The sequence below is a fragment of the Collinsella aerofaciens genome, from assembly GCF_039752955.1.
Taxonomy (GTDB): domain Bacteria; phylum Actinomycetota; class Coriobacteriia; order Coriobacteriales; family Coriobacteriaceae; genus Collinsella; species Collinsella aerofaciens_BI.
Genome location: NZ_JBDMHB010000004.1, coordinates 74237 through 100997 on the forward strand (window position 1 = coordinate 74237; position 26761 = coordinate 100997).

The following is a 26761-nucleotide window of genomic DNA, read 5'->3' on the forward strand; positions in this document are numbered from 1 at the left end:
GACCATGATGGAACAGAGAGTTGCAATCACCGGTATCGGTGCCGTGTCGCCGCTCGGCAACACCGCGCTTGCCACCTGGGCGGCAATGTGTGCTGGCACGTGCGGCATCGGCCCGATCACGCACTTCGATACCGATGCGTTTGCCGTCAAGGTGGCAGCCGAGGTCAAGGGCTTTGACGGCAACGAGTACTTTGGCAAGCGTGACGCCAAGCATCTCGACCCCTGCGTTCAGTTTGCGATGGCGGCTTCGGACGAAGCCATGCACGATGCGGGCTTTGATGTCGAAGGCGCCATCGATCGCGAGCGCCTGGGCGTCTACGTGGGCTCGGGCGTGGGCGGCATGACGACGCTCGTCGACAACGTCCATACGATTGCCGAACGTGGGCCCCGCCGCGCATCGCCCTATATGATCGCGATGATGATCCCCAACATGGCATCGGGCAATATCGCAATCCGCCACAAGGCAAAGGGCCCGACCCTGCCCGTGGTGACCGCGTGCGCAACCTCGGCCCATGCGGTGGGCGAGGCGTTCCGCGCCATAAAGCACGGCTATGCCGACGCGATCCTCGCGGGCGGCGCCGAGGCCGCAATTATCCCCGATGCCGTTGCGGGCTTTACGTCCTGCCGCGCATTGACCACCAACCCTGATCCCGCGACGGCTTGCCGCCCGTTCGATGCAGACCGCGATGGCTTTGTGATGGGCGAGGGCGCCTGCGTGCTCGTGCTCGAGAGCATGGAACATGCGCAGGCGCGCGGTGCGCACATTTATGCCGAGGTCGTGGGCTACGGCAACACCGATGATGCCTATCACATCACGAGCCCTGATCCCGAGGCTGCCGGCATTGCCCGCGCGATATCGCTGGCGGTGACCGAGGGCGACGTCAGGCCTTCCGAGGGCCTCTACATCAATGCCCACGGCACATCGACCAAGCTCAACGATTCGTCCGAGACGGCGGGCATTAAGCGTGCGCTCGGCGAGGACGCGGCGCGCGCCGCGCACGTCTCGTCGACTAAGTCGATGACCGGCCACATGATCGGTGCCACGGGCGCCATCGAGGTCATGGCCTGCGCCATGGCGCTCGAGCAGGGCGTGGTGCCGCCGACCATTAACTACCACACGCCCGATCCCGCCTGCGATCTTGACTACACGCCCAATCGCGCGATTCGCGCTGACCTTACCTGGGCGCTTTCGACCAACCTGGGCTTTGGCGGACACAACGCCGCCATCGCGCTGCGTAGATATACGAGGAGCTAGAGCATGGATTCCAAAAGACTTGCCGAGATAGCCGATGTTATGGAGGACCGCGGCCTCACGCGCGTACGCGTTGAGGAGCCCGATGGCACCGCGGTCGAACTCGAGCGCGCGAGCGCCGCACAGCCGGTTGCCGTGCCCATGCCCATGCCGAGCGCTATGGCCGCTCCAGTTGCAGCTCCCACAGTCGCGCCTGCCGCACCGGAGCCCGCCGCGCAGACACCTGCCGCCGCACCGGAGCCCAAGGGCACCGAGGTGACCGCTCCCATGGTCGGCGTTTTCTATGCTGCCCCGGCGCCGGGCGACGAGCCGTTTGTGCACGTGGGCTCTAAGGTCAAGGCCGGCGAGACGCTCTGCATCATCGAGGCCATGAAGGTTCTCAACGAGGTAACGGCAGAGGCAGACGGCGAGGTGCTCGAGATCTGCGTGGCCGACGGCGACCTCGTGGAGTTTGGCAGTTGCCTTATGAGGATCGGATAGGTGATATCCATGAACAAAGAAGAGCTTAAGGAACTGTTGCCGCATCGCGAACCGATGCTTTTGCTCGACGAGGCCGAGCTGGTGGGCGACGAGGCCCACGGCAAGATCACGATTACGGGCGACGAGTACTTTTTGCAGGGGCATTTTCCGGGAAACCCGGTGGTCCCCGGCGTGATTCAGTGCGAGATGCTCGCCCAAAACTGTTGCGTGCTGCTGATGGGCGATGAGGAAGCGCGCGGCGCGACGCCGTTCTACACGAGTCTGGACAAGGTGCGCTTTAAGCGTCCGGTGCGCCCGGGCGACACGGTTGATCTGGTGTGCACCATCACGCGTGCGCGCGGGCCGTTCCGCTTTGCGACGGGTACTGCGAGCGTCAACGGTGAGGTTTGCTGCCGCGCCGATATGTCTTTTGCACTCATGCACGAAAGTTAAGGAAGGCTTCATGTTCGACAAAGTGCTCATCGCCAACCGCGGCGAAGTCGCGGTCCGTGTTATCCGCGCGTGCCGCGATATGGGCATCAAGACCGTCGCCGTTTATTCCACGGCCGATGCGGACGCGCTGCACGTGCAGCTTGCCGACGAGGCGTATTGCATCGGCGGTCCGCGTCTTGCCGAGAGCTACCTCAACGACGATGCTGTGCTCACCTGTGCCGTAAAGTCGGGAGCTAAGGCAATTCATCCCGGCTATGGCTTTTTCTCCGAGAAGGCGAGCTTCGTGCGCGACTGCGACAAGTATGGCCTGGCGTTTGTTGGTCCTTCGGCCAAGGTGATCGACAGCATGGGCGACAAGGACGCCGCACGTCGAACGGCTGCCGCGGCGGGCGTGCCCATCGTGCCGGGCTGCGATTTGCTCAAAAGTCCCGAGGAGGCAACGGCCGAGGCTGAGCGCATTGGCTGCCCCGTGCTTATTAAGGCGCGTGCGGGCGGCGGCGGTCGCGGTATTCGTAAGGTCGAGCGCGCGGAAGATGCGGCAAAGGCCTTTATTGAAGCACGCGCCGAGGGCGAGGCCGTTTTTGGCGACGGCGAGTGCTACATGGAGAAGTTCGTCGCGCCGGCGCATCACGTTGAGGTACAGATTATGGCCGATAAGCAGGGCCATGTGTTTTCGCTCGGCGAGCGCGAGTGCTCGGTGCAGCGGCGCAACCAAAAGCTAATCGAGGAGAGCCCCGCGCCGTGCCTCGACGGACACGACGACATTCGTGCTCGCATGCACAAGGCAGCGCGTGACCTGGCTCGTGCCGTCGGCTACGAAGGAGCCGGTACCATCGAGTTCCTGTATTCGGACGACGGTAATTTCTACTTTATGGAAATGAACACGCGCTTGCAGGTGGAACATCCGGTTACGGAGTTTGTGACCGATACCGACTTGGTCAAGTGGCAGCTGCGCGTGGCAGCCGGCCAGCCTCTGCCCTTTGAGCAGGAGGACATGCCGGTCCGCAACCACGCCATGGAGTGCCGCATCAATGCCGAAACGCCGGACTTTCTGCCGTCATGCGGAACGGTCACCGCGTTGCGTGTGCCGGGTGGTCCGCGCGTGCGCTGGGATTCCGCCATGTTTGCCGGTGCGAAAGTTCCGCCGTACTACGACTCCATGCTCGGCAAGCTCATCGTGTGTGCGCCCACGCGTGACGGCGCCATTCGCAAGATGCGCTCGGCCCTGGGCGAGCTCGTGATTGAGGGCGTGAGCGAAAACAGCGAGCTTCAGCTCGACGTGCTGGCAAACGACGAGTTCTTGTCGGGCATGTATCACACCGATCTGATGGGGCATCTCTATGCTGATGAATAGAAAAGCGAAGACGGTCAACGTCCTCGAGGGACCGATGACCGAGTCGTGCGCCGAGTTTCCCGCGCGCCACGTGTTTATCAAGTGCCCGGAGTGCCGCCGTGTGATCGATGAGGCGCGCCTGCACGACAACCTCGAGGTCTGCCCTCGTTGCGGCAAACACTTTCGCGTGAGCGGGCGCGACCGCATGCGCATGACGATTGACGAGGGCACGTTTGAGGAATGGGATGCCAGTCTGGCGCCGGAGGACTTCCTTTCGTTTCCCGGCTATGCCGACAAGCTCAAGAGCGTGAGCGAACGTTCGGGCGAGCGCGATGCCGTTGTGTGCGGCAAGGGCAAAATCTGCGGTTGCGATACGGCGCTCTTCTTTATGGACGCCAACTTTATGATGGGCTCGATGGGTTCCGTGGTGGGCGAGAAGATCTGCCGCACATTTGAGCGTGCGACCGAGCTGGGACTGCCGGTCGTTGGCTTTACCGTATCGGGTGGCGCCCGCATGCAGGAGGGCGTGACCTCGCTCATGCAGATGGCCAAAATCTCTGCGGCGGTTAGGCGCCATAGCGAGGCGGGCGGCCTGTATATCACGGTGCTCACTGACCCCACGACCGGAGGCGTAACCGCGAGCTTTGCCATGGAGGGCGATATTATCCTGGCCGAGCCCGATGCCCTGACGGCATTTGCCGGCCCGCGCGTGATCGAGCAGAACATGCACAAGCGCCTGCCCAAGGGATTCCAGCGCTCCGAGTTTTTGCTGGAGCACGGCTTTTGCGATGCCGTTGTACCGCGTGGCGAGGTTGCGCTCACGGTAGGCGAGCTGCTGGCGCTGCACGAAGGGCACGCGCCCGGCCTGGGGGCACCGCACGAGATTGTGCATACGGGCCGCCGCGGCAAAAAGCTGGGACATTTGTTCAAGCGCTCGGCCGCACCAAAAACCGCGCTCGAGATTGTCAAGCAGACCCGCTCGGCAGATCGCGCCACGGCAGGCGAGATGATCTCGCTGGGCCTGGATGGATTTGTGGAGCTGCACGGCGACCGCTACTTTGGCGACGACGCCGCTGTGGTGGCTGGCATTGGCTGGAAAGACGGGCGCCCCGTAACGGTCATCGCCATCGAGCGCGGCACCACGACCAAAGAGCGCATGCGTCGCAACTTTGGCATGGCACATCCCGAGGGCTACCGCAAAGCGCGTCGCCTTATGCGCCAGGCCGAAAAGTTTGGTCGACCGGTTCTGTGCCTGGTCGATACTTCGGGCGCGTTTTGCGGCATCGGTGCCGAGGAGCGCGGCCAGGGCGAGGCGATTGCTCAGAATCTCATGGAGATGAGCGGCCTTAAGACACCGATTGTCTCGGTGGTGACAGGCGAGGGCGGCTCTGGTGGCGCGCTGGCGCTGTCCGTGGCCGACCGCATCCTGATGCTCTCGAGCTCGGCCTATTCAGTCGTGAGCCCCGAGGCCTGTGCGTCGATCCTGTGGAAGGATACCGAGCGTGCGGATGAGGCCGCCGAGGCGCTTAAGCTCACGGCCCCCGATCTGCTGGCGCTCGGCATCATCGACGGCATTGTTGACGATAAGGGCCTGTCGCATGAGGAGATCGCCGGTGCCGTCATGTCCTCGGCATTTGATGCCTTCGATACGCTTGGGCAGCTCGACGACGCGACCCTCACAAACCTCCGCTACGAAAAGTACCGCGCAATCGGTCGATACCGCACGATGTGACAAAGGGACAGCCCGCATGTCATATTGGGAAAGGCGTTCCATGCTACAAGTTTCTAACACCTCGTTTACAACGTCGGTTTCATCAAACGCCATGGCCGTGGTGGACTATCTGTCCAAAAGCATGATGTCGGCGCTGCCGTTTATTGTCTGCGCGGCGTTGTTCCGCACCGTCGCTGTCATTATGGGCGAAGGCATGCTGGGCCTGTGGTCTGCCGATTCCGATATCTATCGCCTGTTCTACAGTTGGCTCTATAACGCCGGCTACTACTTTTTGCCCATTTATCTTGGTTGGGCGGCCGCCCGCCAGCTCGGTTGCTCGGAGCAGCTGGGCATGATGCTGGGCGGCGTATTGATTGCACCCGATTTACTCAAGCTTGTCGATGCCGCATCGACGACGGGGGCATCGATGACTTCCGTGTATGGTCTGCTTCCTGCGCCGGTCAACGATTACACGACGACTGTTATTCCGGTTCTCATTTCGATGCCCGTGCTATGGCGAGTGGAGTGTTTCTTTAAGCGCGTTATCCCTAAGGCCGTGGCGTTTTCGTTTGTTCCGTTTGCGACCATGCTCGTCATGGTTCCGGTTTCGCTGTGTATTACGGCACCGGCGGGCAGCTATCTGGGCATGCTGTTGGGCCAGCTTATGTTTATGCTTGGCAATTCCGGTGGCATCGTGTCGCTGCTCACGCTCATGGGGCTTGCCGCGGGCTGGGAGTTCCTAAAGATAGCGGGCGTCAGCAACGTCGTTCTATCGCTTGCGTACGCGCAGTTTATGAGTGTGGGAACGGATTCGTGCATCCTGATTGCCGCGACGATGGCGACGTTCGCCGTTTGGGGCATGCCTTTTGGCGCGTCGCTCCGCGTTGCGGATAAGGACGAGAAGGCGCTCATGCTGGGCTACTCAATCTCGGGTGTTCTTGGCGGCGTAAGCGAGCCGGCGCTGTACGGTTGCGGCTTTAAATATGGCAGGTGCCTGACGTGCATGGCCATTGGCGGCGCCGTCGGAGGCCTTGTTGCGGCCGTGGGCCACGTTACGGCCTATACCATCGGCATGACGAATGTCCTTATGGTCATTGGCTTTGCCACGGGCGGCATCTCGAACCTGCTGTGGTGCTGCGCTGCCGGCGGTGTGGCATTTGCGGTGTCTGCGGCGCTGAGCTACTGCTTTGGCGTGGTGCCGGCGAAGGGACAGACGACGGGGGACGGAGCCGATTCACCCGAAACCTCGAAGAGCGTGGCCGAAGTAAGCGCGTAAACCTGTGCGACACAAGGACGATTCCTTTGCCATATTCCAAGGCCGTGGCCCGTGTGGGTTGCGGCCTTTTTTGTATCTGGGGGACAAAGTGGCTACACTACAATCCGTTTGAGCAATAGATATATAGGTAGTACCGTGGGGGCGGATGTAGATGGTCGAGTGGATTGTTAAGCGTGCGCAGGGCGACCGTGCGCGCGTGGGCACGTTGACGGGCGTGGTGTGTATTCTCGCCAATGTGGCACTATGCGCTGCGAAGGGCGTAATTGGCGTGCTGTCGGGATCGGTTTCGATTGTGGCGGATGCCATGAACAACCTGTCCGATGCCAGCTCGAATATCGTGAGCGTGCTGGGCTTTAAGCTGGCGAGCAAGCCGGCCGACCCCGAGCATCCTTACGGCCACGGTCGCTACGAGTATCTCTCGGGTTTGGTCGTGGCGGCGCTCGTGCTGCTTATTGGCATCGAACTGGTGAAGTCCTCGGTGGAGCGTATTGTCAACCCGGAGCCTGTCGAGTTCTCGCTTGCCCTGGTGGCAGTCCTGGCACTTTCGATGGTTGTAAAGCTGTGGATGGCGGCCCTCAACCAAAAGCTCGGCGATCGCATTGAGTCCGAGACGCTGCATGCGACCGCGCAGGATTCCAAGAACGATGTCCTTGCCACAGGCGCCGTGTTGGCGTGCGCAATTGTTTCGCAGGTGACGCACATCAATCTTGACGCATGGGTCGGCCTTGCCGTTGGCGCCTATATTGGCTGGAGCGGTTTTGAGCTCATCCAGGATACGGTGAGCCCGCTTTTGGGCCAGTCGCCCGATCCTAAGCTGGTCAAGCACATTCGAGACAAGATCATGAGCTATCCCGGCGTTTTGGGCGTTCACGATTTGATGGTTCACGACTACGGCCCGGGCAGGAAGTTTGCAAGTGCGCATGCCGAGATGGCGGCCGAGGACAGCCCGTTGGAAAGTCACGACACGCTCGATAACATCGAGCAGTCGTTTAGGGACGAAGACGGCATGATCGTTACGCTTCACTACGATCCCATCGTGACCGATGACCCCAAGCTGGCGAGCATGCGCTTGCGCATTCACGCCATGGCCCAGGAGATCGATAGCCGCCTCTCGATTCATGACCTGCGCTGCGTGCCGGGTCCTACGCACACCAACGTGATCTTTGACTGCGTGCGTCCCTCGGATCTGCAGATGAGTGCCGAAGACGTAAAGCACGCGCTGACACAACGGGTCGAATCGGAATATCCCAAGTCGATTGCCAAGATTACGATCGACGAAGACTACGTAGGGCATACCCACGAGTAAGGCTATGCCGGCAAAGCAGGTTATGCAGAAGGGGAGAGCATGAAGAAGCTGTATCTACTCCGCCACGGTCAGACGGAGTTCAACGTCAAAAAGCTGGTCCAGGGCCGCTGCGATTCACCGCTCACCGACTTAGGCCGTCAGCAAGCCGGGATGGCAGCCGCATGGCTCAAAGCCCACGGCGTCGTCCCCGACAAAGTGGTCTCATCACCTTTGGGCCGAGCCATGGACACGGCAAGTCTCGTCGCATGCGAGCTCCTCGGCCCGGACGCAGCAGTCGAGCCCTGTGAAGGCATTATCGAGCGCAGCTACGGCACCTTCGAAGAAGGCCCCCACGACGCCCTGCCCACCGACGTCTGGGATCCAGGCGAGGACTTAATCCCATTCGGAGGAGAAGAAAGCCAGGCACTGCAAGAGCGCATGGTAGACACCCTCACCAATATCATGGGCGCCGAGGGCATCGAAACCCTCCTAGCAGTAAGCCACGGCAGCGCCAGCCGCCAATTCATCAAGGCTGCAGCCCCAGAGGGCTTCGGGCTCCCAACAAAACTCCCCAACTGCGCCATCATGATCTTCGATTTTGATGAGGCAAAGCCACAAGCAGAAGGCGAGTCAATGCAACGCAAGTTCACCCTCCAGCAAATAGTGGATCCCCAACAAAGTAATTAGCTGAGCGAGCAGAGTTAAGCAGACATCACCGTGGCGTTCCCAGTGTGCGGCGGAGGGGGCGGGCCTGAGACATATTAAGGTTGTCGCGAGTTCCGCACGAACAGGAGAGCACTTAATGTGCTCTCCGTCGTGAGCAGGACTGTAGAGCAGCAACCTTAATATGTCTCAGGCCCGCCCCCTCCGCCGCACACTGGGAACGTGCCACGCACTTTACCTGCGTAAACAATGTGAGTGAAATATGAATCTCGATGGATACGCCCGCAGCCGTGTATACTAAACAGCTGTGTGTAACCAGGGGAGTATTCTGGCTGGACAAAATGCCTGCTTAATAGGGTTGTCAGGTAGTCCGGGCGAAATACAAGGCTGGGGAGCACGTCGTGTAAGTAGTGGTCCTCTAGGGGCGTACGCTCGGTGGTGTACGCATTGTCCCAAGACCACGCGAGAGTTGGGATCATATCTTGATCAGCATGATTCTCGGCCGCAAGATTGGCATGACCCAGGTTTGGGACGAGGACGATAACGTCGTTCCCGTCACGGTCATCCAGGCTGGCCCCTGCGCTGTCTCGCAGGTTAAAACTCAGGCAACCGACGGCTATGACGCCGTCCAGATCGGTTTCGGCGACATCAAGGCCAAGAACGTGAACAAGCCCATGGCTGGTCACTTCGCTAAGGCTGGCGTCGAGCCTGTCCGCTTCCTTCGTGAGGTCCGCGTCGAGAACGGCGAGGAGCACAAGGTCGGCGAGGTCGTTACCGTCGCTGATTTCGCTGATGTCGAGAAGGTCGACGTCATCGGTACCTCCAAGGGTAAGGGCTTCCAGGGTCGCATCAAGCGCTGGGGTCAGCGCCGCGGTCCTATGACGCATGGTTCTCACTTCCAGCGTCACCCCGGTTCTATCGGTCAGTGCGCCTATCCTGCGCGCGTCCTCAAGGGCGTCAAGATGGCCGGTCACATGGGTAACGAGCGCGTTACCGTCAAGAACCTTTCCGTTGTCCGCATCGATGCCGAGCAGAACCTCATCTTGGTCAAGGGCGCTGTCCCGGGTGCCAAGAATGGTCTCGTCGCCATCCGTATGGCCTAAGGGCCCAGCCCATTTAGCCCAGCGTCATACCAAGGAGAACACTTAAATGGCAAAGTTTGAAGTAAAGAACAGCGAGGGCAAGAAGGTCGCCGAGGCCGAGCTCGCCGCTGAGGTGTACGGCATCGAGCCGAACATCCACGTTATGCACCACATCGTCAAGTGCCAGATGGCCTCTTGGCGTCAGGGCACCCAGTCTGCTAAGGGTCGCTCTGAGGTTTCCGGTGGCGGCAAGAAGCCTTGGCGTCAGAAGGGCACCGGCCGTGCCCGCCAGGGTTCCATCCGTGCTGCCCAGTGGCGTCACGGTGGCGTTGTCTTCGCCCCCAAGCCCCGTTCCTACGCTAAGCGTATGAACAACAAGGAGGTCAAGCTGGCTATGCGCTCCGCGCTGTCCGCCAAGCTGGCCGATGGCGAGCTCGTGCTCGTCGACGACTACGGCTTCGAGAAGCCTTCCACCAAGGCTGCCGTCGCCATGCTCAAGGCTCTCGGTCTTGAGGGCAAGCGTCTGACCATCATCGTTCGCGATGAGGACGTCAACGCCTACCTGTCGTTCCGCAACATTCCCAAGACGTTCATCATCACCGCTGACGAGGCCAACACCTACGATCTCGTCAACAATAACGCTGTGCTGATGCCCGCCGACATCGCCGCTCACTTCGGGGAGGTGCTTGCATAAATGACCGCCCACGAGATCATCATCCGTCCGATCGTGTCCGAGCGTTCCTTCTCCGGCATGGAGCTGAACAAGTACACGTTCGAGGTCGCCAAGGATGCTAACAAGTATCAGATCAAGGACGCTGTCGAGGAGATCTTCGGCGTCAAGGTCGTTCGCGTGAACACCCTGACGGTCAAGCCCAAGACCAAGCGCGTGCGCTATGTCGCCGGCAAGACCCGTTCTTGGAAGAAGGCCATCGTCACGCTGGCCGAGGGCGACACCATCGAGGTCTTTGGCAACCAGGCCTAAGACTCGCTGCTGTTGAGTGAGCTCATGCCTCCCAAATAGGGGAGGCGGGAGCTCAAGGTTTTGGGCGTATAAAATGGACACGCCCGGAACCGTGTATACGTCCGGTGTCATCGCACCCGAGGCAGAACCTCGAATCCCTGTCTGCGATGGCTAACGGATTCCTATTGAAAGGGATTGTAATGGCTGTAAAGCACCTTAAGCCGACCTCCGCTGGTAGGCGTTGGCAGACGATCTCCGACTTCTCCGAGATCACCTGCACCAAGCCCGAGAAGTCTCTTCTCGAGCCCCTGCCCAAGAAGGCCGGTCGTAACAACAACGGCCGCATCACCACCCGCCACCAGGGCGGCGGCGTGAAGCGTCGTTACCGCGTGATCGACTTCAAGCGCAACAAGGACGGCGTGCCCGCCAAGGTTGCCACGATCGAGTACGATCCGAACCGTTCCGCTCGCATCGCTCTGCTGCACTACGCTGACGGTGAGAAGCGCTACATCCTGGCCCCCAAGGGCCTCGAGGTCGGTCAGACCATCATGTCCGGTTCTGACGCCGACATCAAGCCGGGCAACGCTCTGCCCCTCGCCGACATCCCCGTCGGTACGCTCATCCACGCCGTCGAGTTCCAGCCGGGCAAGGGCGCCGCTATCGCCCGTTCCGCCGGTAACTCCTGCCAGCTGATGGGTAAGGAGGGCAAGTACGCCATCGTCCGTATGCCTTCCTCCGAGATGCGCCGCATCCTCGTTACCTGCCGCGCCACCGTCGGTGAGGTCGGCAACGCCGATCACTCCAACATCGTCATCGGCAAGGCCGGCCGTAAGCGTCACATGAACGTGCGCCCGACCGTCCGCGGTACCGTCATGAACCCTGTCGACCACCCGCACGGCGGTGGCGAGGGCAAGAACCACACCTCTGGTCGTCCCTCCGTTACCCCCTGGGGTAAGCCGACGAAGGGCCTTCGTACGCGCAAGAAGAAGAAGGTCTCGAACCAGCACATCATTCGTCGCCGTAAGAAGTAATTTCGGATACCGAGTTTTAGGAGAAAGCACTTATGAGCAGAAGTCTCAAAAAGGGCCCGTTCGTGGAGACTCGCCTTCTCTCGCGTATCACCGCGATGAACGAGGCTGGCAAGAAGGACGTCGTGAAGACCTGGTCCCGCGCGTCCACCATCTTCCCCGAGATGGTTGGTCACACCATCGCCGTCCACGACGGCCGCAAGCATGTGCCCGTGTATGTTACCGAGTCCATGGTTGGTCACAAGCTCGGCGAGTTCGCGCCGACTCGTACGTTCCGTGGCCACAAGGCCAAATAGGGGGTTAACCGTAAATGGCAACTAAGTCTATTGAAACTGAGGCCACCGAGGTTCGCGCCGTCGCTAAGTACGTGCGTGTTTCCCCCAGCAAGGCCCGCCTGGTGGTCGATCTGATCCGCCGCAAGCCTGTCGCTCAGGCCTTCGACATCCTCCACTTCTGCGACCGCGCCGTCGCCGTGGATGTCGAGAAGGTTCTCCGTTCCGCCGTTGCGAACGCCGAGAACAACAACGGTCTGCGTGCCGACAACCTGGTTGTCGCCGCTGCCTATGTTGACGAGGGTCCGACGCTTAAGCGCATCCGTCCCCGCGCCAAGGGTTCCGCTTCTCGCATTCTGAAGCGTACTTCCCACATCACCGTCGTCGTTGCTCCTCGAAAGGAGGCGTAAAGCTGTATGGGTCAGAAAGTCTACCCCACCGGCTTCCGTCTTGGCATCACCGAGAACTGGCGCTCCCGCTGGTTCGCAGAGAAGGATTACGCTAAGACCCTCGGTAACGATCTCGAGATTCGCAAGTACCTCGAGAAGCGTCTTTCCCGCGCAGCTGTCTCCCGCGTCGAGATCGAGCGCGCTGGCGACAAGGTGAAGGTCATCATCCTCACCGCTCGCCCCGGCGTTGTCATCGGTAAGAAGGGTGCCGAGATCGATACCCTCCGCACTGAGCTCGAGAAGGTCGCTGGCGTCTCCAAGGGCCAGCTCTCCGTCGACGTTGTCGAGATCAAGCGCCCCGAGCTCGACGCCAACCTCGTTGCTCAGTCTATCGCTGAGCAGCTCGAGGGCCGCGTTGCCTTCCGTCGCGCTATGCGCAAGGCTGTCCAGTCCGCCCGCAAGGCCGGCGCCAAGGGCATCCGTATCCAGTGCTCCGGTCGTCTCGGCGGTGCCGAGATGGGCCGTCGTGAGTGGTACCGTGAGGGTCGCGTGCCTCTGCACACCCTCCGTGCCAAGATCGACTATGGCACGGCTGTCGCCAGCACCACCATGGGCGCTTGCGGCGTGAAGGTCTGGATCTACCTGGGCGAGAAGCTCCCGGGCCAGCCTGTTCCCAACCCTGCACTCGAGGGCTCTTCCCGTCCTCGTCGTCGTAACTCCGAGAGGAGGGGTCAGTAGTGCTTGCCCCTAAGCGTATTCTTCACCGCAAGGTGCAGCGTGGCTCCATGAAGGGCCAGGCCAAGGGTAATACCGAGCTGCATTTCGGCGAGTTTGGTATCCAGGCTCTCGAGGCCCATTGGATCACCAACCGTCAGATCGAGGCCGCTCGTATTGCCATGACCCGCTACATGAAGCGTGGCGGTCGTGTCTACATCACGATCTTCCCCGATAAGCCCATCACCAAGAAGCCTGCCGAGACTCGCATGGGTTCTGGTAAGGGTAACCCCGAGGAGTGGGTGGCCGTCGTCAAGCCCGGCCGCATCATGTTCGAGGTCAAGGGTGTTCCCGAGGAGGTCGCTCGCGAGGCTCTGCGTCTTGCGCAGCACAAGCTCCCCATCAAGACCAAGATTGTTGCTGCTAAGAACGCTGAGCAGCGCATCGAGAAGGAGATGGCTGAGGAGGCCGCTCTCGAGGCCAAGTGGGCTGCTGAGGACGCCGCCGCCGCCAAGGAGGAGAACTAATGAAGCCCGCAGAGATTCGTGAGCTCTCGGACGCTCAGCTCGTTGAGAAGCTGAAGGAAATGCGCGCCGAGCTCTTTAACCTTCGTTTCCAGATGGCCACCAGCCAGCTGGACAACACCGCTCGCGTCAACACCGTGAAGAAGGACATCGCTCGCGTCCTCACGGAGCAGCGCGCCCGCGAGATCGCAGCGGAGAAGTCCGCTGTCGCCGAGTAGGACCTAAGGAGAGAACATGACTGATTCGCGTAACTCGCGTAAGGTCCGTACGGGTGTCGTTACCTCCGTCTCCGGTGCCAAGACCATTGTTGTCACCATCACCGAGCGCAAGCGTCACCCCAAGTACGGCAAGATGATGACCAGCTCCAAGAAGCTGCACGCTCACGACGAGGAGTGCACGGCTGGCGTGGGCGATACCGTCCGCGTTATGGAGACCCGTCCTATGTCCAAGATGAAGCGTTGGCGCCTCATCGAGGTCGTCGAGCGCGCTAAATAAGCAGTCGCTCTTACGACTTGTACGTTTCCGAAGATGTGCGTATGCCTGGCTTGCATACCACGGGCCGTATAAAGGCTGCGCACCTCTCTTCGGTTCTTAGTTCGGAGGAACATCTACCATGATTCAGATGCAAACCATGCTGAACGTCGCCGACAACTCCGGCGCTCGCAAGATTCGCTGCATCAAGGTGCTTGGCGGTTCCAAGCGTCGTTATGCAGGCATCGGCGATGTGTTCATCGGTGCTGTCCAGGAGGCTACCCCTGGCGCCAACGTCAAGAAGAAGGACGTTGTCCGTTGCGTCGTCGTTCGCACCGTTAAGGAGATCCGCCGCAAGGATGGCTCCTACATTCGCTTTGATGAGAACGCCTGCGTTGTCATCAACAACGATGGTTCGCCCGTCGGCACCCGTATCTTCGGGCCCGTCGCTCGCGAGCTTCGTGACAAGAAGTACATGAAGATCGTCTCGCTCGCTCCCGAGACCCTGTAGTTAGGGGAGATATATGTATATCAAGAAGGGCGATAAGGTCCAGGTTCTCTCTGGTAAGGATCGCGGCAAGCAGGGCGTTGTCCTGCGTGCTCTCCCCGCCGAGAACAAGGTCGTTGTCGAGGGCGTTTCGGTCGTCAAGAAGGCCGTCAAGCCCAACGCTGCCAACCAGCAGGGCGGCATCGTTTCGCAGGAGGCTCCCATCGACGCCTCCAACGTCAATCTCGTCTGCCCCGAGTGCGGTAAGGTTACCCGCGTCGGTCACGAGAAGGACGGCAAGAACAAGCTGCGCGTCTGCAAGAAGTGCGGCCACAAGTTCTAAGCTGCCCGCAACATCAAGTTGCTAGCAAAGGCCCGGATGCCCCACGGCACCCGGGCCTTTTTCTATCCCCACTCATTGGGGACAGACTTAAATGAGTTGCCGTTGCATTCATTGGGGACAGACTTAAATGAGTGGCCGTTGCATTCATTGGGGACAGACTTAAATGACCAGTCGTTGGGGGGACAGTCTCAATGTGCCGACAGTTTGGGACGGTCCTTTGATGTCTGATGCCCCCAGAGGGGTGGAGTAATACGGCCTACTCTGTCTTTTATGGCTATGGTGCTCTGCCCCTTTATGTTTCACAAGGATCGTTGCATGCGCATTTATGCGCATAGCCTTGCGCGATAATGCGCATAACTGCACAAACATCTGCCAACTATGGCTAAATAAAGACTGATAAGCAAATAAACACGCAAACACGAGCAGATACGCGCGCAATTGTGCGAATATAGGGTTGTTAGAAATAAAGGACTTCCGATAACTCAGGAGGCACATCATGGCAGATTCCAAACAGGCTCCGCTCGACGCCGAGGCAGCCGCAAAGGCGGCGTTTGCCTCGGTCCAGGATCAGCCGTTCCCCAACGATATTTTTACGGCTCCCGAGCTTCGTTGGGCTGTGATCGGGTGCGGCGTTATCGCCAACCAGATGGCCCAGTCTCTCGCTCTTGCCGGCCGCAAGCTTGCGGGCGTTGCCAACCGCACTCTGTCCAAGGCTCAGGCTTTTGCCGAGCAATATGGCATCGAGAAGGTCTATGAAACGGTCGAGGACCTCTACGCCGATCCTAACATTGACGCAGTCTATATCACCACGCCGCACAACACGCATATCACCTACCTGCGAGCCGCTCTGGCAGCTGGTAAGCACGTACTCTGCGAGAAGGCCATTACCCTCAACTCTGCCGAGCTCGACGAGGCCCGTGCCATCGCCGACGAGCACAACGTGGTCCTTATGGATGCCACCACGGTGCTCCACATGCCCTTGTATCAGGAGCTGCGCCGCCGCATGGATGCCGGCGACTTTGGACGCATGAACCTCGCCCAGCTCAACTTTGGCAGCTACAAGGAGTACGGCGACCTGACCAACCGCTTTTTCAATCGCAACCTTGCTGGCGGTGCCATGCTCGATATTGGCGTCTATGCCCTGTCCGTCATGCGCCTCTTTATGGCAAGCCAGCCCGCTGAGGTCGTTTCGCTGGGCAACACCTGCGAGACTGGCGTTGACGTCGCGGGTGGCATCGTCTGCCGAAATGCCGAGCAGCAGCTGGGCGTCGTGAGCCTTACGCTCCACTCCAAGCAGCCCAAGCGCTCGGTCATCAGCTTCGACAAGTGCTACATCGAGGTCAATGAATATCCGCGTGCCGATCACGCGACCATCGTGTGGACTGCGGACGGCCACCGCGAGGAGGTCCACGCCGGCACCGAGGCTTACGCCCTGTGCTATGAGATGGCCGACCTGGAGAAGGCCGTTGCCGGCGACGACTCCAAGCGCGAGCTGCTGGATTATGCTTCTGATGTTATGGAGCTTATGACCAAGCTCCGCGCCGACTGGGGAGTTGTGTACCCCGAGGAGGAGTAAGCGATGCTTGCGGAAGATAGGCTCAACGCGATCGTGTCGATGGTGCAGCAGGCCGGCTCGGTTACCGTGCCGGAGCTTGCCGAAGCCCTGGGCGTGACGGCGTCTACCATTCGGCGCGACCTGCAGACGCTCGACCGAGCTCATCGCATCGCCAAGGTCCACGGTGGAGCGACGAGTCTTGAGCGCGCGCACGTGACGCGCGACCTAACGCTTAATGAGCGCAGCGACCTCCATAACGACGACAAGGAGCGTATCTGCGCCCGTGCGGCGGCGCTTGTGGAGCCCGAGAGCTTTGTATACATCGACTCGGGCTCGACGACGCTCAGGCTCATCGAGCATCTTCCACACCTTGAAGATGTCACCTATGTGACCGATTCCGTGCTCCATGCTCAGCACCTTGCTTTGCGCGGCATGCGTACCGTGGTGTTGGGCGGCGAGCTCAAACCCGAGACCGAGGCGCTCGTTGGCCCCGATGCCTTGGCAACCTTAGACCGCTACAACTTCAACTGTGGCTTTTGGGGCTCTAACGGCATTGCCGCCGAGCAGGGCTTCACGGCGCCCGATATCGAGGAAGCACAGGTCAAGCGTATCTCGATGCGCCATACCGCCAAACGCTTCGTAATCTCGGACGCCAGTAAATTTGGCATGGTGGCGCCCGTCAAGTTCGCGGACTTCCGCGACGCAACGATTATTACCGCAGGCGAGGTCCCCGCCAAGTACCGGGCAATGGACAACGTCATCACTGTCTAACAGCGAGACAAGGCCAAAACCACCACGAAGGTGCCTGTCCCCATTGTGGTGGTTAGTAACGAAAACCGAGTAGTTTTCTCAATAGAAAAGCGGCAACGTCCATCACGGGCGTTGCCGCTTTCGTTGTCTGCCGGTTTGTCTAAGTCTGTAACAACTGGACCGTTAAAAGTGGGCTAGGTGTTACAGATTGAGATACTTCCGAACCGCGCCGTCCCTTTGTCTCAATCTGTAACATCTGGGACTGATTTTGCCGAGCTACTGTTACAGATTGAGATTTTCCCTTAAGGGGGATTTGAATGTCTCGATCTGTAACAGATAGACCGGAAAATGGGTTCTAACTGTTACAGATCGAGACGTTTTGGGACCGCGGTTGAACCATTGCGGCAAAACCACCACAAAGGTGCCTGTCCCCATTGTGGTGGTTTAGGGCTCCCAGGGGCAGGGGGCTTCGATGTGGATGTGCTCGCCGGTTACGGGATGCGTGAAGGACACGCTGTGGGCGTGGAGCATCAGGCCGCAGGGGCGCGGCGTTCCGTACAGGTCGTCGCCAACCAGGGGATGATGCTCGCTTGCCAGGTGCACACGGATTTGGTGCTTGCGGCCGGTGAGCAACTCGACATCGATATACGAGCGCGCGGGCAGGCCACGACGGCTCTTAAGACGTTTGAGCACCTTCACGCGAGTTTGAGACGGCTTGCCGCTGGCGCCGACGCGCATCTTTCGGCTGTCGTGACGGTCGCGGGCGATGGGCTTGTCGATGAGCTTCTCGTTCCAGTCGATCTTGCCCTCGGCCAGCGCCAGATAGTGCTTTTCGAAGGCGTGGTCGATCACCATCTGGTCAAAGGCGGGCTGCGTCTGTTTGTCGAGCGAAAACAACACCACGCCGGTGGTGTTGCGGTCCAGGCGGTTGAGCGGCTGCATGTCGGTCGCGGCAAAGCAGTCACCCATCGCCAGCAGCAGGTCGCTGGCGTAGTCGGTGAGCGTGCGCTCGCCGGTGCCGTCGCCGTGGACGATCATGCCGGCGGGCTTGTCGATGGCCATGAGCCAGGCGTCGCAGTAAAGGACTTGAGGTTCTTCGTTCACGTGTAAGCCTTTCGGTTAGCTGATTCCCACAAACATGCAGCCCGAGGTCGCCCCGCGCAGGCGGGCGGCGGGCTTGCGGCCGGCCTGCGCTGCTTCGACGGCACGACGGACGCGGGCGACGGCACGGCCCACCTCATCCGCCTCGAGCAGCGTTCCGTCCACCATGAGACGACGCACGCCGGCATCGAGCAGCTGAGCAACCTGCGGCGTGAGGTCGATGGGGTAGGCATCGTACAGGCGAGAGCGGCCGTGAGTGTCGGTGCGGACGGGCATGACCTTGCCGTCGATATTCTTGAGCGAGAGCTTGCGGGCACGCAGGCGGCAGTTGGCACAATCGTGGATGCAGCCGTTGGCAACCTGCAGAATGCAATGCTCGCTCGTCATGACGCGCGGGCGGCCAAAGACGGTGATGCCCAGAGCCGCGGGCGCGGTGGCGCCGAGCGAGACAATCTCGTCGAGCGTGATCTCGGGCGAGAGCCAAAACGCACCGGCTCCGCGCTCGGCAAGCGCCTCCATGCAGGGCGTGTTGTGCACCGGCAGGCAAGAGCGAATCTCGGCCGTGGCGCCGGCATGCGCGGCTACGGCGAGCTCGGAGATATTGCCGACGGCGACGGTGGCTCCGGCATTGATCCAGGGATCGACGCGCTCGTGGTCGACGGTGCGGCAGACCTCGTCGAGTACGGGCACGATACCCTGCTCAAATGCATCGGCAGGGGAGAGTCCGACAGTCTCGAGCGCGTCGGTGGTCATATAGATGCGCGCGGCGCCCTCGGCGCGAGCTGCCTCGGCGGCTTCGAGCGTGGTGACGGTGGCGCAGATATGCGGCTCGTCGCGGTAATGCTCGGGCATGGCGTGCGTACATTTGTCGAGTACCGGCAACTCAAGCGTTTTCGCGCGCTCCTCGTACGGCGCCAGAATGGCCTCCTCCAATGCTTTACAGGCGGCGGCGCGCACCTTGTGCACGGCGGAGAAGCCCATACCGCAGCCGGCGTCGAGCGAAACGTCAAAGCTCGCGGCCTCAAAGGGCGAGGAGCCCATGCGGCCTACATGCTCAACCAGATCGGACGCTTCGACGGCGCGGGTCTTGGCGGCCTCGACGGTAAAGCCGGTCGCAGCGGCAGCGAGCGTGGGGTCGTCGCAGCAGGTGAGCGTCACGGTAAACGGCTCGCCCAGACGCGCCACGACGGTCACGTCTACGGCGCGGCGGCGCAGCACATCGCGTTTGAGCGCGGCGCCGGCGGCGTCGATAGCGCGCTGGCTTCGAATCACGCGTACACGGCAACCCTCGGGCATGCTACGGGGCACGCGGCACTCGATGATGTCGCCGGCAGCGGCATCCTCGGCGGCAATGGTGGTCAGGAACTGGTCAAACTCATCGTCGTGACGAAGCTCCAGCAGGTCACCCTTGCCCACGGGCTCAAACAGCTCAATGCGGGCGATGGCAGCGCGGCGACGGCGGTCGTCGGGCTTGAGCCCGCGCACATCGCGGTTGGACAGGCGGCTGCCGAGCACCGTGCCCACGATCTGGCCGCGGTTGTTGGAACGCTCGTAGCTCATCATCTCGTCACCCGAGGTACCGTCTTGGTAGGCGTGCGTAAAGTCGCGGTTGAAGCAGCGTTTGAGCTGGCGCTGGCGGGCGGCGTCCTCGTCCTTATCTACGGCGACCCCGGCCAGCATGTCATCAATCTGATGACGATACACGTCGACGATGGAATATACGTAATCGGGGGCTTTCATGCGGCCTTCGAGCTTGAGCGATGCGGCGCCGGCGTCATACAGACGGCGAACGAGCTGCGAAGTATTGGTGTCGCGCGGGCACAGCGCGCGCTCGCGACCGGCAGGGGAGAGCGAGCGGCCGTTCTCGTCAATCAGCTCGTAAGGCAGGCGACAGGGCTGAGCGCACATGCCGCGGTTGGCCGAGCGGCCCGCCATGGCAAAGCTCGACAGCAGGCACAGGCCCGAGTAACAAAAGCAGATGGCGCCGTGGCTAAAGACCTCAAGGTCAACGTCGGGCGCGGCATTGTGAATGGCAGCGATTTCGTCGATGGAGAGCTCGCGCGAGAGGGTCACGCGGTCGGCGCCCTGCTCGCGGCACCAGATAGTCCCACGGTCATCATGGATGTTCGCCTGGGTCGAGATGTGTGTCTCGATGCCGGGCATGGTGCGCTTGACCTCAAAGAACAGGCCCCAGTCCTGGATAATGAAGGCATCGGCGCCCAGCGTGGAGCAGCGGTGGATGAGTTGCAACGCATCGCCCATCTCGGACTGCTTGATGACGATGTTGACCGTGACGTAGACGCGCGAGCCGGCCAGATGCGCGGCGCGGCAGGCCTGCTCAAAGGCCTCATCGGTAAAGTTGGTTGCCTTGCGGCGGGCGTTGAAGCTGCCCATGCCGCAGTAGATGGCGTCTGCCCCGGCAGCGAGTGCGGCGGCAAAGGGCTCGGGGCCTCCGGCGGGGGCCAAAAGCTCGGGCCTGCGGTTGGTGGTTCGACTGGCGGTTGCGGTCATATCCTGCCTTTCAAAATGCTCAGATATTCAAAAGTATAGTGGCGTCGCTGCGGTGGGCGACGCCCGTGCTCCAAGCTGGATAAAGTCTTCAGCAGCTTGGACTGGCTGCTCCACATGAGAACCGTTCAGCGGTTCGGGGAAACCGTTGGGCGATAAAATATTCTCGCAACGTGATAATAATCTTGCATTGCGCGGAAACCTTGAGTACTATCCCAAATCAAGCGCGGTGTTCAGACCGAATTGTGCCTCCCGGTGTGAACGCCGCGCTCACGCTCTCTATCTGATCGTAAGGAGAAAAACATGAGCAAGACCGTCGTGTCTTCCGATAACGCACCTGCAGCCATCGGCCCGTATTCCCCCGGCATCCAGACCGGCAACATGGTGTTCCTGTCCGGCCAGCTGGGCATCGACCCCGCAACCGGCAAGATGCCCGAGGGCGTCGAGGCCCAGGCTAAGCAGTCCCTTGCTAACGTCGAGGCCCTGCTGACCGCTGCCGGCGCCACCTTTGCCGATGTCGTTAAGACCACGGTCTATCTGGCCGACATTGCCGACTTCGCTGCCGTGAACGAGATCTACGCCTCCAAGTTCGAGGCTCCGTTCCCCGCGCGCAGCGCTTTCCAGGTTGCCGCCCTTCCGGCCGGCGGTCTGGTTGAGATTGAGGTCGTCGCCGCTCTCTAAGGGGTTGGCAACAACTAAACATGACATGCAAAAAGACCCTGCAGTGCGTGTGAACTGCAGGGTCTTTTGTCAAGCGATGCGACAAAAATGATCCGTTTTCCTCCGTCCCCAAGGAGTCAGCGGGTTAGCCTTCCTTGCGGACTTTTTGCAGGTAGCGGTAGACGCTGGGCTCCGAGATGCCCAGCGCGGTGGCGGCGCAGGCTACGGCGCCCTTGAGCATGAACACTCCGTTGCCGTTGAGGTGGCGAATGACTTCCACGCGGTCGCTTTGACCAAGCGACGTCACATCCAGCCCGCGAGCGCTCAGCAGCTCGGAAATACTGCGGTCGATGAGCTCCTGCGTGGACTCCGAAAGGCTTTCGACCTCGATGGGGGAGGGCTCGGTGCGTGCGGGAGCGGCGTCAAAGCAGGCCATAAGCTGCTGGGCCATGGCACTGATGTTGCGCACGGCCGAAAGATCGGTGTTGACGCAGAGCATGCCGACGATCTCGCCGTCCTCGCGAATGAAGTACGTCGCCGACTCCAGCGTCTTGCCACCGGCACCGCGGCCTTCGTAGCCCGTAATGAACGGCAGATCGCGATATTTACCATCGTGCATGATCTTGAGTGCCAGATCGGTGGCGGGACCGCCGACCTTACGGCCGCTCACGATGCCGTTGCGAATATCGACGATGGCGTGGTCGGGATCCGAGAAATCGTGCAGCACGATTTCGCTGTTCTTACCGAGTACCTGCTCCAGGAAATCGACCATCGGCAAAAAGCGGCGTACGGTCTCGTTCACGGGCAACTCCTTTGGGTTCTATCGAAGTGTTCATAACAATTTTTTATCATGGTAACACGGTGTCTATTGACTCGTATATCCGCAGGTACATTGCGTAATGCAGACGAACGGTAGGAATTTAGCGGTAAACGGTTGACCAAAAGAAATGTTAGATGTTATTTTGACCAGACACTTTCTTGACCTGCGGAAATGCATTGTCTCAGCTCAAGAATAGTCTGATAACAAAAAATTATTATTGAGAATGAGAATCATCTTTAATACGATATGCAATGAAGGCACAACCTCAACCCCGCACTGCGTCACAATAGAGCGTTAGATGCGAAAACAACTACTTCGAGGATTGGTGGTCAAATGACCCAGGAGACGGTTACGAACGGCACTGAAGCCCTGTTCACTCGCGAAGGCATGCCTCCCGTTAAGGAAATGATCCCGTGTGCCCTTCAGCACGTACTGGCATCGTTTGCCGGCATCATTACCCCGGCGGTCATCATGGCCGGCGTCTACGGCTTTAATAGCCAGCAGAGCACCGACATCATCCAGGTCGCCCTCATTCTTTCGGCAATCGACACGGCCCTTCAGGCCTTCGCTCCCTTCCGTCGCATCGGCGGCGGCCTGCCCATCGTCATGGGCGTTTCGTTCGCGTTCCTGCCGGCCCTGCAGGCCATGGGCGCCTCGGGCTTTAGCTTTGGCGCGCTGTTGGGCGGCGAGATCGTCGGCGGCGCCGTTGCGGTCCTCTTTGGTCTGGCCTACAGCAAGATCAAGTGGCTGTTCCCGCCCGTCGTGACCGGTACGGTCATCTTCTCCATTGGCGTCTCTCTCTATCCCACGGCCGTCAAGTACATGGCCGGTGGCATGGGCACGCCGCTGTGGGGCACCCCGCAGGCCTGGTGCGTCGCTCTTATCACCTTCGCCGTGGTCTTTGCGCTCGCCAACTTTGGCAAGGGCACGCTCAAGCTGGGCTCCGTGTTCTTTGGCATGATCGTTGGCATGATCGTCTCCATCCCCTTTGGCATGATCGACTTCTCCAGCGTCGCCACCGCTCAGGTCTTCGCTCTTCCCAAGCTCATGCCCTACGCGCTCGAGTTTGATCCCGAGGTCTGCATTACCCTCGCTGTCGTGTTCCCCATGGTTGCCATCCAGGTTATCGGCGACGTCTCCGCTGCCTGCCTTGGTTCCATCGACCGTATGCCCACCGAGCGCGAGCTCTCCGGCGCTATCGTGTCTCAGGGCCTCACCTCTATGGTCGGCGGCCTGCTGGGCGGTCTTCCCACCAGCGCCCTTGGCCAGAACGTGGGCATCATCTGCTCCAACAAGGTCGTCAACAAGTGGGTCTTTGTGATCATCGCGGCCGTCTTTGCCATCGCCGGTCTGTTCCCGCAGCTCTCTGCCATCCTTTCCGCTATCCCGCAGCCCGTCATCGGCGGCGCGACCGTCGGCGTCTTTGGCACCATCACCATGAACGGCGTGCGCATGTTCACCCGCGAGGGCCTCACGCAGCGCACCACCACCATCGTCGGTACCTCCGTCGTCTTTGGCCTGGGTATCTGGATGGCCAGCGGTTGCCTTGCCGGCGAGGGTATGCCTACCTGGGTGTCCACCGTCATCGGCTCCAACGCCGTGACCCCCACCGCCATCATGGCCATCGTGCTCAACCTGATCCTTCCGCAGACGCCGGTCGTGGCTCAGCACATCGATGCTGCCAAGGATGCCGCTGTGAATCTGGTCCTGCCCGAGAGCAAGAAGTAACCAATTCGGTGCTATTCGCCGGCGGACGCATCGCCTCGTCCGCCGGCGCCATGCGGCGCCAAGCCGCACTTCAAAGGGCTTGTCCCTTTGGTGAAGCGTTGACGGGAGAGGGCCCGTTTCCGGTGTAGGCCGGCGCTTCGCACTTCCGCCATGTCAGAGGTGTCAAACCCCGCCTCTGATGTTGAAGGGAGCATTTATGCTTCTGGTCGCTAACGGTTCCGTCTTTACCCGCAACGCTCAGACCCCGTTTATTCCAAACGGTGCGGTCGCCATTGACGGAGATACGATCGTCGAAGTGGGCCCCGAGTGCGAGCTCAAGGCCAAGTACCCGGATGCCGAGTACGTCGACGCCCAGGGCAACCTCATCATGCCCGGACTTATCAACTGCCACACCCACATCTACTCGGGTCTGGCCCGCGGCCTTGCCATTAAGGGCTGCAACCCCACCAACTTCCTGGAGAATCTTGAGCAGCAGTGGTGGAAGATTGACGACAACCTGACGCTCGACGGCACCAAGGCCAGCGCCTATGCCACGATTCTGGATTCCATCCGCGATGGCGTTACCACGATCTTCGATCACCACGCGAGCTTCTGCGAGATTCCGGGCAGCCTCTTTACCATTAAGGACGCCGCTCAGGAGTTGGCCATGCGTTCGTGCCTGTGCTACGAGGTCTCCGACCGCCGCGGTCAGGAAAAATGTGACCAGGCCATTGCCGAGAACGCCGAGTTTGCCCAGTGGGCCGCCAAGGAGCGTCGCGATAACGACAACCACATGATCGCCGCAATGTTTGGCGGTCACGCCACCTTTACGCTGTCGGACGAGACCATGGATAAGATGGCCGAGGCCAACAATGGCCTGACCGGCTTCCACATCCACGTGTGCGAGGGCATGAACGATGTGTGGGACTCCCGCCTCAACCGCGGCGGCATCAGCCCCGTCGAGCGCCTGCTGCAGCACAACCTGCTCGGTCCCGACACCATGCTCGGCCACTGCATCCATGTGACGCCCGCCGAGATGGATATCGTCAAGGAGTCCGGCACCTGGCTGGTCAACAACCCCGAATCCAATATGGGAAACGCCGTGGGCTGCGCCCCCGTGCTCGAGTTCTTCCGCCGCGGCATCCCCGTGTGCATGGGCACCGACGCCTACACCCACGATATGCTCGAGAGCCTCAAGGTTTTCCTGATCATTCAGCGCCACAACGCCGCTATGCCCAACGTGGGCTGGTGCGAGGCCATGACGATGCTGTTCGAGAACAACGCCAAGATGGCCAGCAAGTACTTCGATCGCAAGCTCGGCGTGCTCGAGGCCGGCGCTGCTGCCGACGTCATCGTTATGGACTACAAGCCCTTTACGCCGCTGAGCGAGGAGAACATCGACGGCCATATGCTCTTTGGCATGATGGGAAAAAACTGCCGCACCACCATCATCAACGGCCGCGTCCTGTACAAGGATCGCGAGTTCGTCGGTATCGATGAGGACAAGATCAACGCGTGGACCATGGCTGAGTCCAAGAAGCTCTGGAGCACGCTCAACGATCGCACCTACTAATTCACAAGTAGATTCACGCGCGTCGGATGTTTCGCCGCATCCGACGCGCGTATAGGCGACCTCCGCGGGGTCGCCGGCGCTGTGCTAGCGCTACACCGTATTTGCGCCCGCCGCGCGGTCTCGCCGGGCGTTACAGAGAGGAGCTCATTATGAGCGACATCATGAGGCCGATCCCGTTTTCGCAGCTGATGAACTGGATCATCGAGGAGCACAAGACTCAGGGCGCCATCTTTGGCGTGCGCAAGATGGTCACGACCAACCAGGAGGGCGCGCTTCCCATTTTTGACGAGCGCATCGAGACCCCGTTTGGCCCGGCCGCCGGTCCCAATACGCAGCTTGCCCAGAACATCGTGGCATCCTACGTGGCCGGCTCCCGCTTCTTTGAGCTCAAGACCGTTCAGGTTATGGACGGCGAGGAGCTCTCCAAGTGTGTGAACAAGCCCTGCATCGTGGCACAGGACGAGTGCTACAACTGCGAGTGGTCGACCGAGCTCGAGGTTCCGCAGGCCTTTGCCGAGTACGTGAAGGCATGGTTCGCCTGCCACCTCATCGCTCGCGAGTACGGCCTGGGAAGCCCGGACGGCTTTGTCTTCAACATGTCCGTGGGCTATGACCTGGAGGGCATCAAGAGCCCCAAGGTCGACGCCTACATCGAGGGCATGAAGGACGCCAGCGGCTCCGAGGTTTGGAACGAGTGCCGCACCTGGGCGCTCGCTAACCTGGACAAGTTTGAGCATGTCGACGCCGCATTTGTCGAGTCCATCCCGGCACGCGTGTCCAACTCCATCACCGAGTCTACCCTGCACGGCTGCCCGCCGGCGGAGATCGAGCGCATCGCGACCTATCTGATCGCCGAGAAGGGCCTCAACACCTACATCAAGTGCAACCCCACGCTGCTGGGCTATGAGTTTGCCCGCCAGCGCCTCGACGAGCTGGGCTTTGACTACATCGTCTTCGACGATACGCACTTCCGCGAGGACCTGCAGTGGGCCGATGCCGTGCCCATGTTCGGGCGCCTGATTGCCCTGTGCGCCGAGCGCGGCCTGGAGTTTGGCGTCAAGCTGACCAACACGTTCCCCGTCGACGTGACGAGAAACGAGCTGCCCTCCACCGAGATGTACATGTCCGGCCGTTCGCTGTTCTCGCTGACTATCGAGGCTGCCCGCCGCATTACCGAGCAGTTCGATGGCAAACTGCGCATCAGCTACTCCGGCGGCGCCACGGTCTACAACATCCGTGCCCTGTACGATGCCGGCATTTGGCCCGTCACCCTGGCGACCGACGTGCTCAAGCCCGGTGGCTACGAGCGCTTTAGCCAGATGACTGGCGAGTTCACCGATCTGGACGGCAAGCCGTTCGCGGGCGTCTCGCTCGAGGCCGTGAC

Annotated in this window: 27 protein-coding genes and 2 pseudogenes; 26 read left to right on the plus strand and 3 right to left on the minus strand. The window is 60.7% G+C overall.

The features are described from left to right. Positions 1-7 precede the first annotated feature (7 nt). From fabF to ABHR75_RS02170, 22 genes and pseudogenes are all read left to right on the plus strand, one after another. On the plus strand, positions 8-1255 hold the full coding sequence (fabF, locus tag ABHR75_RS02065) for a beta-ketoacyl-ACP synthase II (RefSeq protein WP_346963512.1): 1248 nt from the start codon (positions 8-10) through the stop codon (positions 1253-1255). A gap of 3 nt (positions 1256-1258) precedes the next feature. Beyond that, positions 1259-1732 (plus strand): acetyl-CoA carboxylase biotin carboxyl carrier protein, encoded by a 474-nt coding sequence (accB, locus tag ABHR75_RS02070; protein ID WP_022094191.1) that lies wholly within the window; start codon positions 1259-1261, stop codon positions 1730-1732. 9 nt (positions 1733-1741) lie between these two features. Beyond that, a complete protein-coding gene (gene fabZ, locus ABHR75_RS02075) occupies positions 1742-2164 on the plus strand; it encodes a 3-hydroxyacyl-ACP dehydratase FabZ (RefSeq protein ID WP_117563763.1) in 423 nt (140 codons plus the stop codon). A 10-nt stretch (positions 2165-2174) separates the two neighbouring features. Beyond that, the gene (locus ABHR75_RS02080) at positions 2175-3518 is read left to right on the plus strand and encodes an acetyl-CoA carboxylase biotin carboxylase subunit (RefSeq protein ID WP_271761067.1); all 1344 of its coding nucleotides are present in this window, start codon (positions 2175-2177) and stop codon (positions 3516-3518) included. Next, positions 3511-5229: an acetyl-CoA carboxylase, carboxyltransferase subunit beta gene (gene accD, locus ABHR75_RS02085; RefSeq protein WP_271761069.1), complete on the plus strand. Its 1719-nt coding sequence runs from the start codon at positions 3511-3513 to the stop codon at positions 5227-5229. The genes ABHR75_RS02080 and accD overlap by 8 nt, the downstream gene beginning before the upstream one ends. A gap of 40 nt (positions 5230-5269) precedes the next feature. Then, positions 5270-6484: a PTS sugar transporter subunit IIC gene (locus tag ABHR75_RS02090; RefSeq protein ID WP_271761071.1), complete on the plus strand. Its 1215-nt coding sequence runs from the start codon at positions 5270-5272 to the stop codon at positions 6482-6484. Between the two features lie 151 nt (positions 6485-6635). Then, entirely contained in the window at positions 6636-7790 is a 1155-nt protein-coding gene (locus ABHR75_RS02095) for a cation diffusion facilitator family transporter (RefSeq protein ID WP_148331879.1), read from the plus strand. Between the two features lie 39 nt (positions 7791-7829). Next, a complete protein-coding gene (locus ABHR75_RS02100) occupies positions 7830-8456 on the plus strand; it encodes a histidine phosphatase family protein (protein WP_346963513.1) in 627 nt (208 codons plus the stop codon). 458 nt (positions 8457-8914) lie between these two features. After that, entirely contained in the window at positions 8915-9535 is a 621-nt protein-coding gene (rplC, locus tag ABHR75_RS02105; protein ID WP_035137484.1) for a 50S ribosomal protein L3, read from the plus strand. A 46-nt stretch (positions 9536-9581) separates the two neighbouring features. After that, a complete protein-coding gene (rplD, locus tag ABHR75_RS02110) occupies positions 9582-10208 on the plus strand; it encodes a 50S ribosomal protein L4 (RefSeq protein WP_006235032.1) in 627 nt (208 codons plus the stop codon). Then, positions 10209-10496, plus strand: a complete 288-nt coding sequence (rplW, locus tag ABHR75_RS02115; RefSeq protein ID WP_022094197.1) for a 50S ribosomal protein L23 — start codon at positions 10209-10211, stop codon at positions 10494-10496. 179 nt (positions 10497-10675) lie between these two features. Further along, complete coding sequence (gene rplB, locus ABHR75_RS02120; protein WP_022094198.1) at positions 10676-11506, plus strand: 50S ribosomal protein L2; 831 nt, start codon at positions 10676-10678, stop codon at positions 11504-11506. A 32-nt stretch (positions 11507-11538) separates the two neighbouring features. Continuing rightward, the gene (gene rpsS, locus ABHR75_RS02125; protein WP_006235035.1) at positions 11539-11799 is read left to right on the plus strand and encodes a 30S ribosomal protein S19; all 261 of its coding nucleotides are present in this window, start codon (positions 11539-11541) and stop codon (positions 11797-11799) included. Between the two features lie 14 nt (positions 11800-11813). After that, the gene (rplV, locus tag ABHR75_RS02130) at positions 11814-12185 is read left to right on the plus strand and encodes a 50S ribosomal protein L22 (protein WP_006235036.1); all 372 of its coding nucleotides are present in this window, start codon (positions 11814-11816) and stop codon (positions 12183-12185) included. A gap of 6 nt (positions 12186-12191) precedes the next feature. Beyond that, positions 12192-12902, plus strand: a complete 711-nt coding sequence (gene rpsC / locus ABHR75_RS02135) for a 30S ribosomal protein S3 (RefSeq protein ID WP_006235037.1) — start codon at positions 12192-12194, stop codon at positions 12900-12902. Continuing rightward, positions 12902-13318 (plus strand): annotated as a pseudogene (gene rplP / locus ABHR75_RS02140) (50S ribosomal protein L16); the annotation flags it as partial. The gene rpsC and the pseudogene rplP, both read left to right, overlap by 1 nt. Positions 13319-13404: 86 nt before the next feature. Then, positions 13405-13620: a 50S ribosomal protein L29 gene (gene rpmC, locus ABHR75_RS02145; RefSeq protein WP_006235039.1), complete on the plus strand. Its 216-nt coding sequence runs from the start codon at positions 13405-13407 to the stop codon at positions 13618-13620. A gap of 16 nt (positions 13621-13636) precedes the next feature. Then, positions 13637-13897: a 30S ribosomal protein S17 gene (rpsQ, locus tag ABHR75_RS02150; RefSeq protein ID WP_006235040.1), complete on the plus strand. Its 261-nt coding sequence runs from the start codon at positions 13637-13639 to the stop codon at positions 13895-13897. Positions 13898-14015: 118 nt separating this feature from the next. Further along, positions 14016-14384 (plus strand): 50S ribosomal protein L14, encoded by a 369-nt coding sequence (gene rplN, locus ABHR75_RS02155; RefSeq protein ID WP_006235041.1) that lies wholly within the window; start codon positions 14016-14018, stop codon positions 14382-14384. 13 nt (positions 14385-14397) lie between these two features. Next, entirely contained in the window at positions 14398-14703 is a 306-nt protein-coding gene (rplX, locus tag ABHR75_RS02160; RefSeq protein ID WP_006235043.1) for a 50S ribosomal protein L24, read from the plus strand. A 496-nt stretch (positions 14704-15199) separates the two neighbouring features. Further along, complete coding sequence (locus tag ABHR75_RS02165) at positions 15200-16279, plus strand: Gfo/Idh/MocA family protein (protein WP_271761159.1); 1080 nt, start codon at positions 15200-15202, stop codon at positions 16277-16279. A 3-nt stretch (positions 16280-16282) separates the two neighbouring features. Next, entirely contained in the window at positions 16283-17029 is a 747-nt protein-coding gene (locus tag ABHR75_RS02170; RefSeq protein ID WP_055309388.1) for a DeoR/GlpR family DNA-binding transcription regulator, read from the plus strand. Between the two features lie 423 nt (positions 17030-17452). Here ABHR75_RS02170 and ABHR75_RS02175 read toward each other — a convergent pair whose 3' ends face one another. Both ABHR75_RS02175 and ABHR75_RS02180 read right to left on the minus strand, forming a co-directional pair. Next, entirely contained in the window at positions 17453-18112 is a 660-nt protein-coding gene (locus tag ABHR75_RS02175) for an RluA family pseudouridine synthase (RefSeq protein WP_346963514.1), read from the minus strand. A gap of 15 nt (positions 18113-18127) precedes the next feature. Next, entirely contained in the window at positions 18128-20620 is a 2493-nt protein-coding gene (locus ABHR75_RS02180) for a U32 family peptidase (RefSeq protein WP_271761156.1), read from the minus strand. A 300-nt stretch (positions 20621-20920) separates the two neighbouring features. On the opposite strand from ABHR75_RS02180, the gene ABHR75_RS02185 reads away from it, so the two are divergent. Beyond that, entirely contained in the window at positions 20921-21298 is a 378-nt protein-coding gene (locus ABHR75_RS02185; RefSeq protein ID WP_035137477.1) for a RidA family protein, read from the plus strand. 124 nt (positions 21299-21422) lie between these two features. On the opposite strand, the gene ABHR75_RS02190 is transcribed toward ABHR75_RS02185, so the two are convergent. Further along, positions 21423-22079: a helix-turn-helix transcriptional regulator gene (locus tag ABHR75_RS02190; protein WP_271761154.1), complete on the minus strand. Its 657-nt coding sequence runs from the start codon at positions 22077-22079 to the stop codon at positions 21423-21425. Positions 22080-22430: 351 nt separating this feature from the next. On the opposite strand from ABHR75_RS02190, the gene ABHR75_RS02195 reads away from it, so the two are divergent. From ABHR75_RS02195 to ABHR75_RS02205, 3 genes and pseudogenes are all read left to right on the plus strand, one after another. Further along, positions 22431-23825 (plus strand): uracil-xanthine permease family protein, encoded by a 1395-nt coding sequence (locus ABHR75_RS02195; protein WP_346963515.1) that lies wholly within the window; start codon positions 22431-22433, stop codon positions 23823-23825. Positions 23826-24021: 196 nt separating this feature from the next. After that, positions 24022-25377 carry a putative aminohydrolase SsnA gene (gene ssnA / locus ABHR75_RS02200; RefSeq protein WP_346963516.1) on the plus strand — a complete coding sequence of 452 codons (1356 nt, stop codon included), beginning with the start codon at positions 24022-24024 and terminating at the stop codon, positions 25375-25377. 149 nt (positions 25378-25526) lie between these two features. After that, a pseudogene (locus ABHR75_RS02205) lies at positions 25527-26761 on the plus strand (putative selenate reductase subunit YgfK); the annotation flags it as partial.

Coding starts and splice junctions, on each gene's coding strand:
- fabZ (WP_117563763.1), top strand. CDS start 1,742: ATGAACAAAGAAGAGCTTAAGGAACTGTTGCCGCATCGCGAACCGATG.
- ABHR75_RS02180 (WP_271761156.1), bottom strand. CDS start 20,620: ATGACCGCAACCGCCAGTCGAACCACCAACCGCAGGCCCGAGCTTTTG.
- rplW (WP_022094197.1), top strand. CDS start 10,209: ATGACCGCCCACGAGATCATCATCCGTCCGATCGTGTCCGAGCGTTCC.
- rplN (WP_006235041.1), top strand. CDS start 14,016: ATGATTCAGATGCAAACCATGCTGAACGTCGCCGACAACTCCGGCGCT.
- ABHR75_RS02185 (WP_035137477.1), top strand. CDS start 20,921: ATGAGCAAGACCGTCGTGTCTTCCGATAACGCACCTGCAGCCATCGGC.
- rplX (WP_006235043.1), top strand. CDS start 14,398: ATGTATATCAAGAAGGGCGATAAGGTCCAGGTTCTCTCTGGTAAGGAT.
- rplD (WP_006235032.1), top strand. CDS start 9,582: ATGGCAAAGTTTGAAGTAAAGAACAGCGAGGGCAAGAAGGTCGCCGAG.
- rpsC (WP_006235037.1), top strand. CDS start 12,192: ATGGGTCAGAAAGTCTACCCCACCGGCTTCCGTCTTGGCATCACCGAG.
- rpsQ (WP_006235040.1), top strand. CDS start 13,637: ATGACTGATTCGCGTAACTCGCGTAAGGTCCGTACGGGTGTCGTTACC.
- ABHR75_RS02165 (WP_271761159.1), top strand. CDS start 15,200: ATGGCAGATTCCAAACAGGCTCCGCTCGACGCCGAGGCAGCCGCAAAG.
- ABHR75_RS02195 (WP_346963515.1), top strand. CDS start 22,431: ATGACCCAGGAGACGGTTACGAACGGCACTGAAGCCCTGTTCACTCGC.
- rplB (WP_022094198.1), top strand. CDS start 10,676: ATGGCTGTAAAGCACCTTAAGCCGACCTCCGCTGGTAGGCGTTGGCAG.
- ssnA (WP_346963516.1), top strand. CDS start 24,022: ATGCTTCTGGTCGCTAACGGTTCCGTCTTTACCCGCAACGCTCAGACC.
- ABHR75_RS02170 (WP_055309388.1), top strand. CDS start 16,283: ATGCTTGCGGAAGATAGGCTCAACGCGATCGTGTCGATGGTGCAGCAG.
- ABHR75_RS02095 (WP_148331879.1), top strand. CDS start 6,636: ATGGTCGAGTGGATTGTTAAGCGTGCGCAGGGCGACCGTGCGCGCGTG.
- accB (WP_022094191.1), top strand. CDS start 1,259: ATGGATTCCAAAAGACTTGCCGAGATAGCCGATGTTATGGAGGACCGC.
- fabF (WP_346963512.1), top strand. CDS start 8: ATGGAACAGAGAGTTGCAATCACCGGTATCGGTGCCGTGTCGCCGCTC.
- ABHR75_RS02090 (WP_271761071.1), top strand. CDS start 5,270: ATGCTACAAGTTTCTAACACCTCGTTTACAACGTCGGTTTCATCAAAC.
- rplV (WP_006235036.1), top strand. CDS start 11,814: ATGGCAACTAAGTCTATTGAAACTGAGGCCACCGAGGTTCGCGCCGTC.
- ABHR75_RS02100 (WP_346963513.1), top strand. CDS start 7,830: ATGAAGAAGCTGTATCTACTCCGCCACGGTCAGACGGAGTTCAACGTC.
- rpmC (WP_006235039.1), top strand. CDS start 13,405: ATGAAGCCCGCAGAGATTCGTGAGCTCTCGGACGCTCAGCTCGTTGAG.
- rpsS (WP_006235035.1), top strand. CDS start 11,539: ATGAGCAGAAGTCTCAAAAAGGGCCCGTTCGTGGAGACTCGCCTTCTC.
- ABHR75_RS02080 (WP_271761067.1), top strand. CDS start 2,175: ATGTTCGACAAAGTGCTCATCGCCAACCGCGGCGAAGTCGCGGTCCGT.
- accD (WP_271761069.1), top strand. CDS start 3,511: ATGAATAGAAAAGCGAAGACGGTCAACGTCCTCGAGGGACCGATGACC.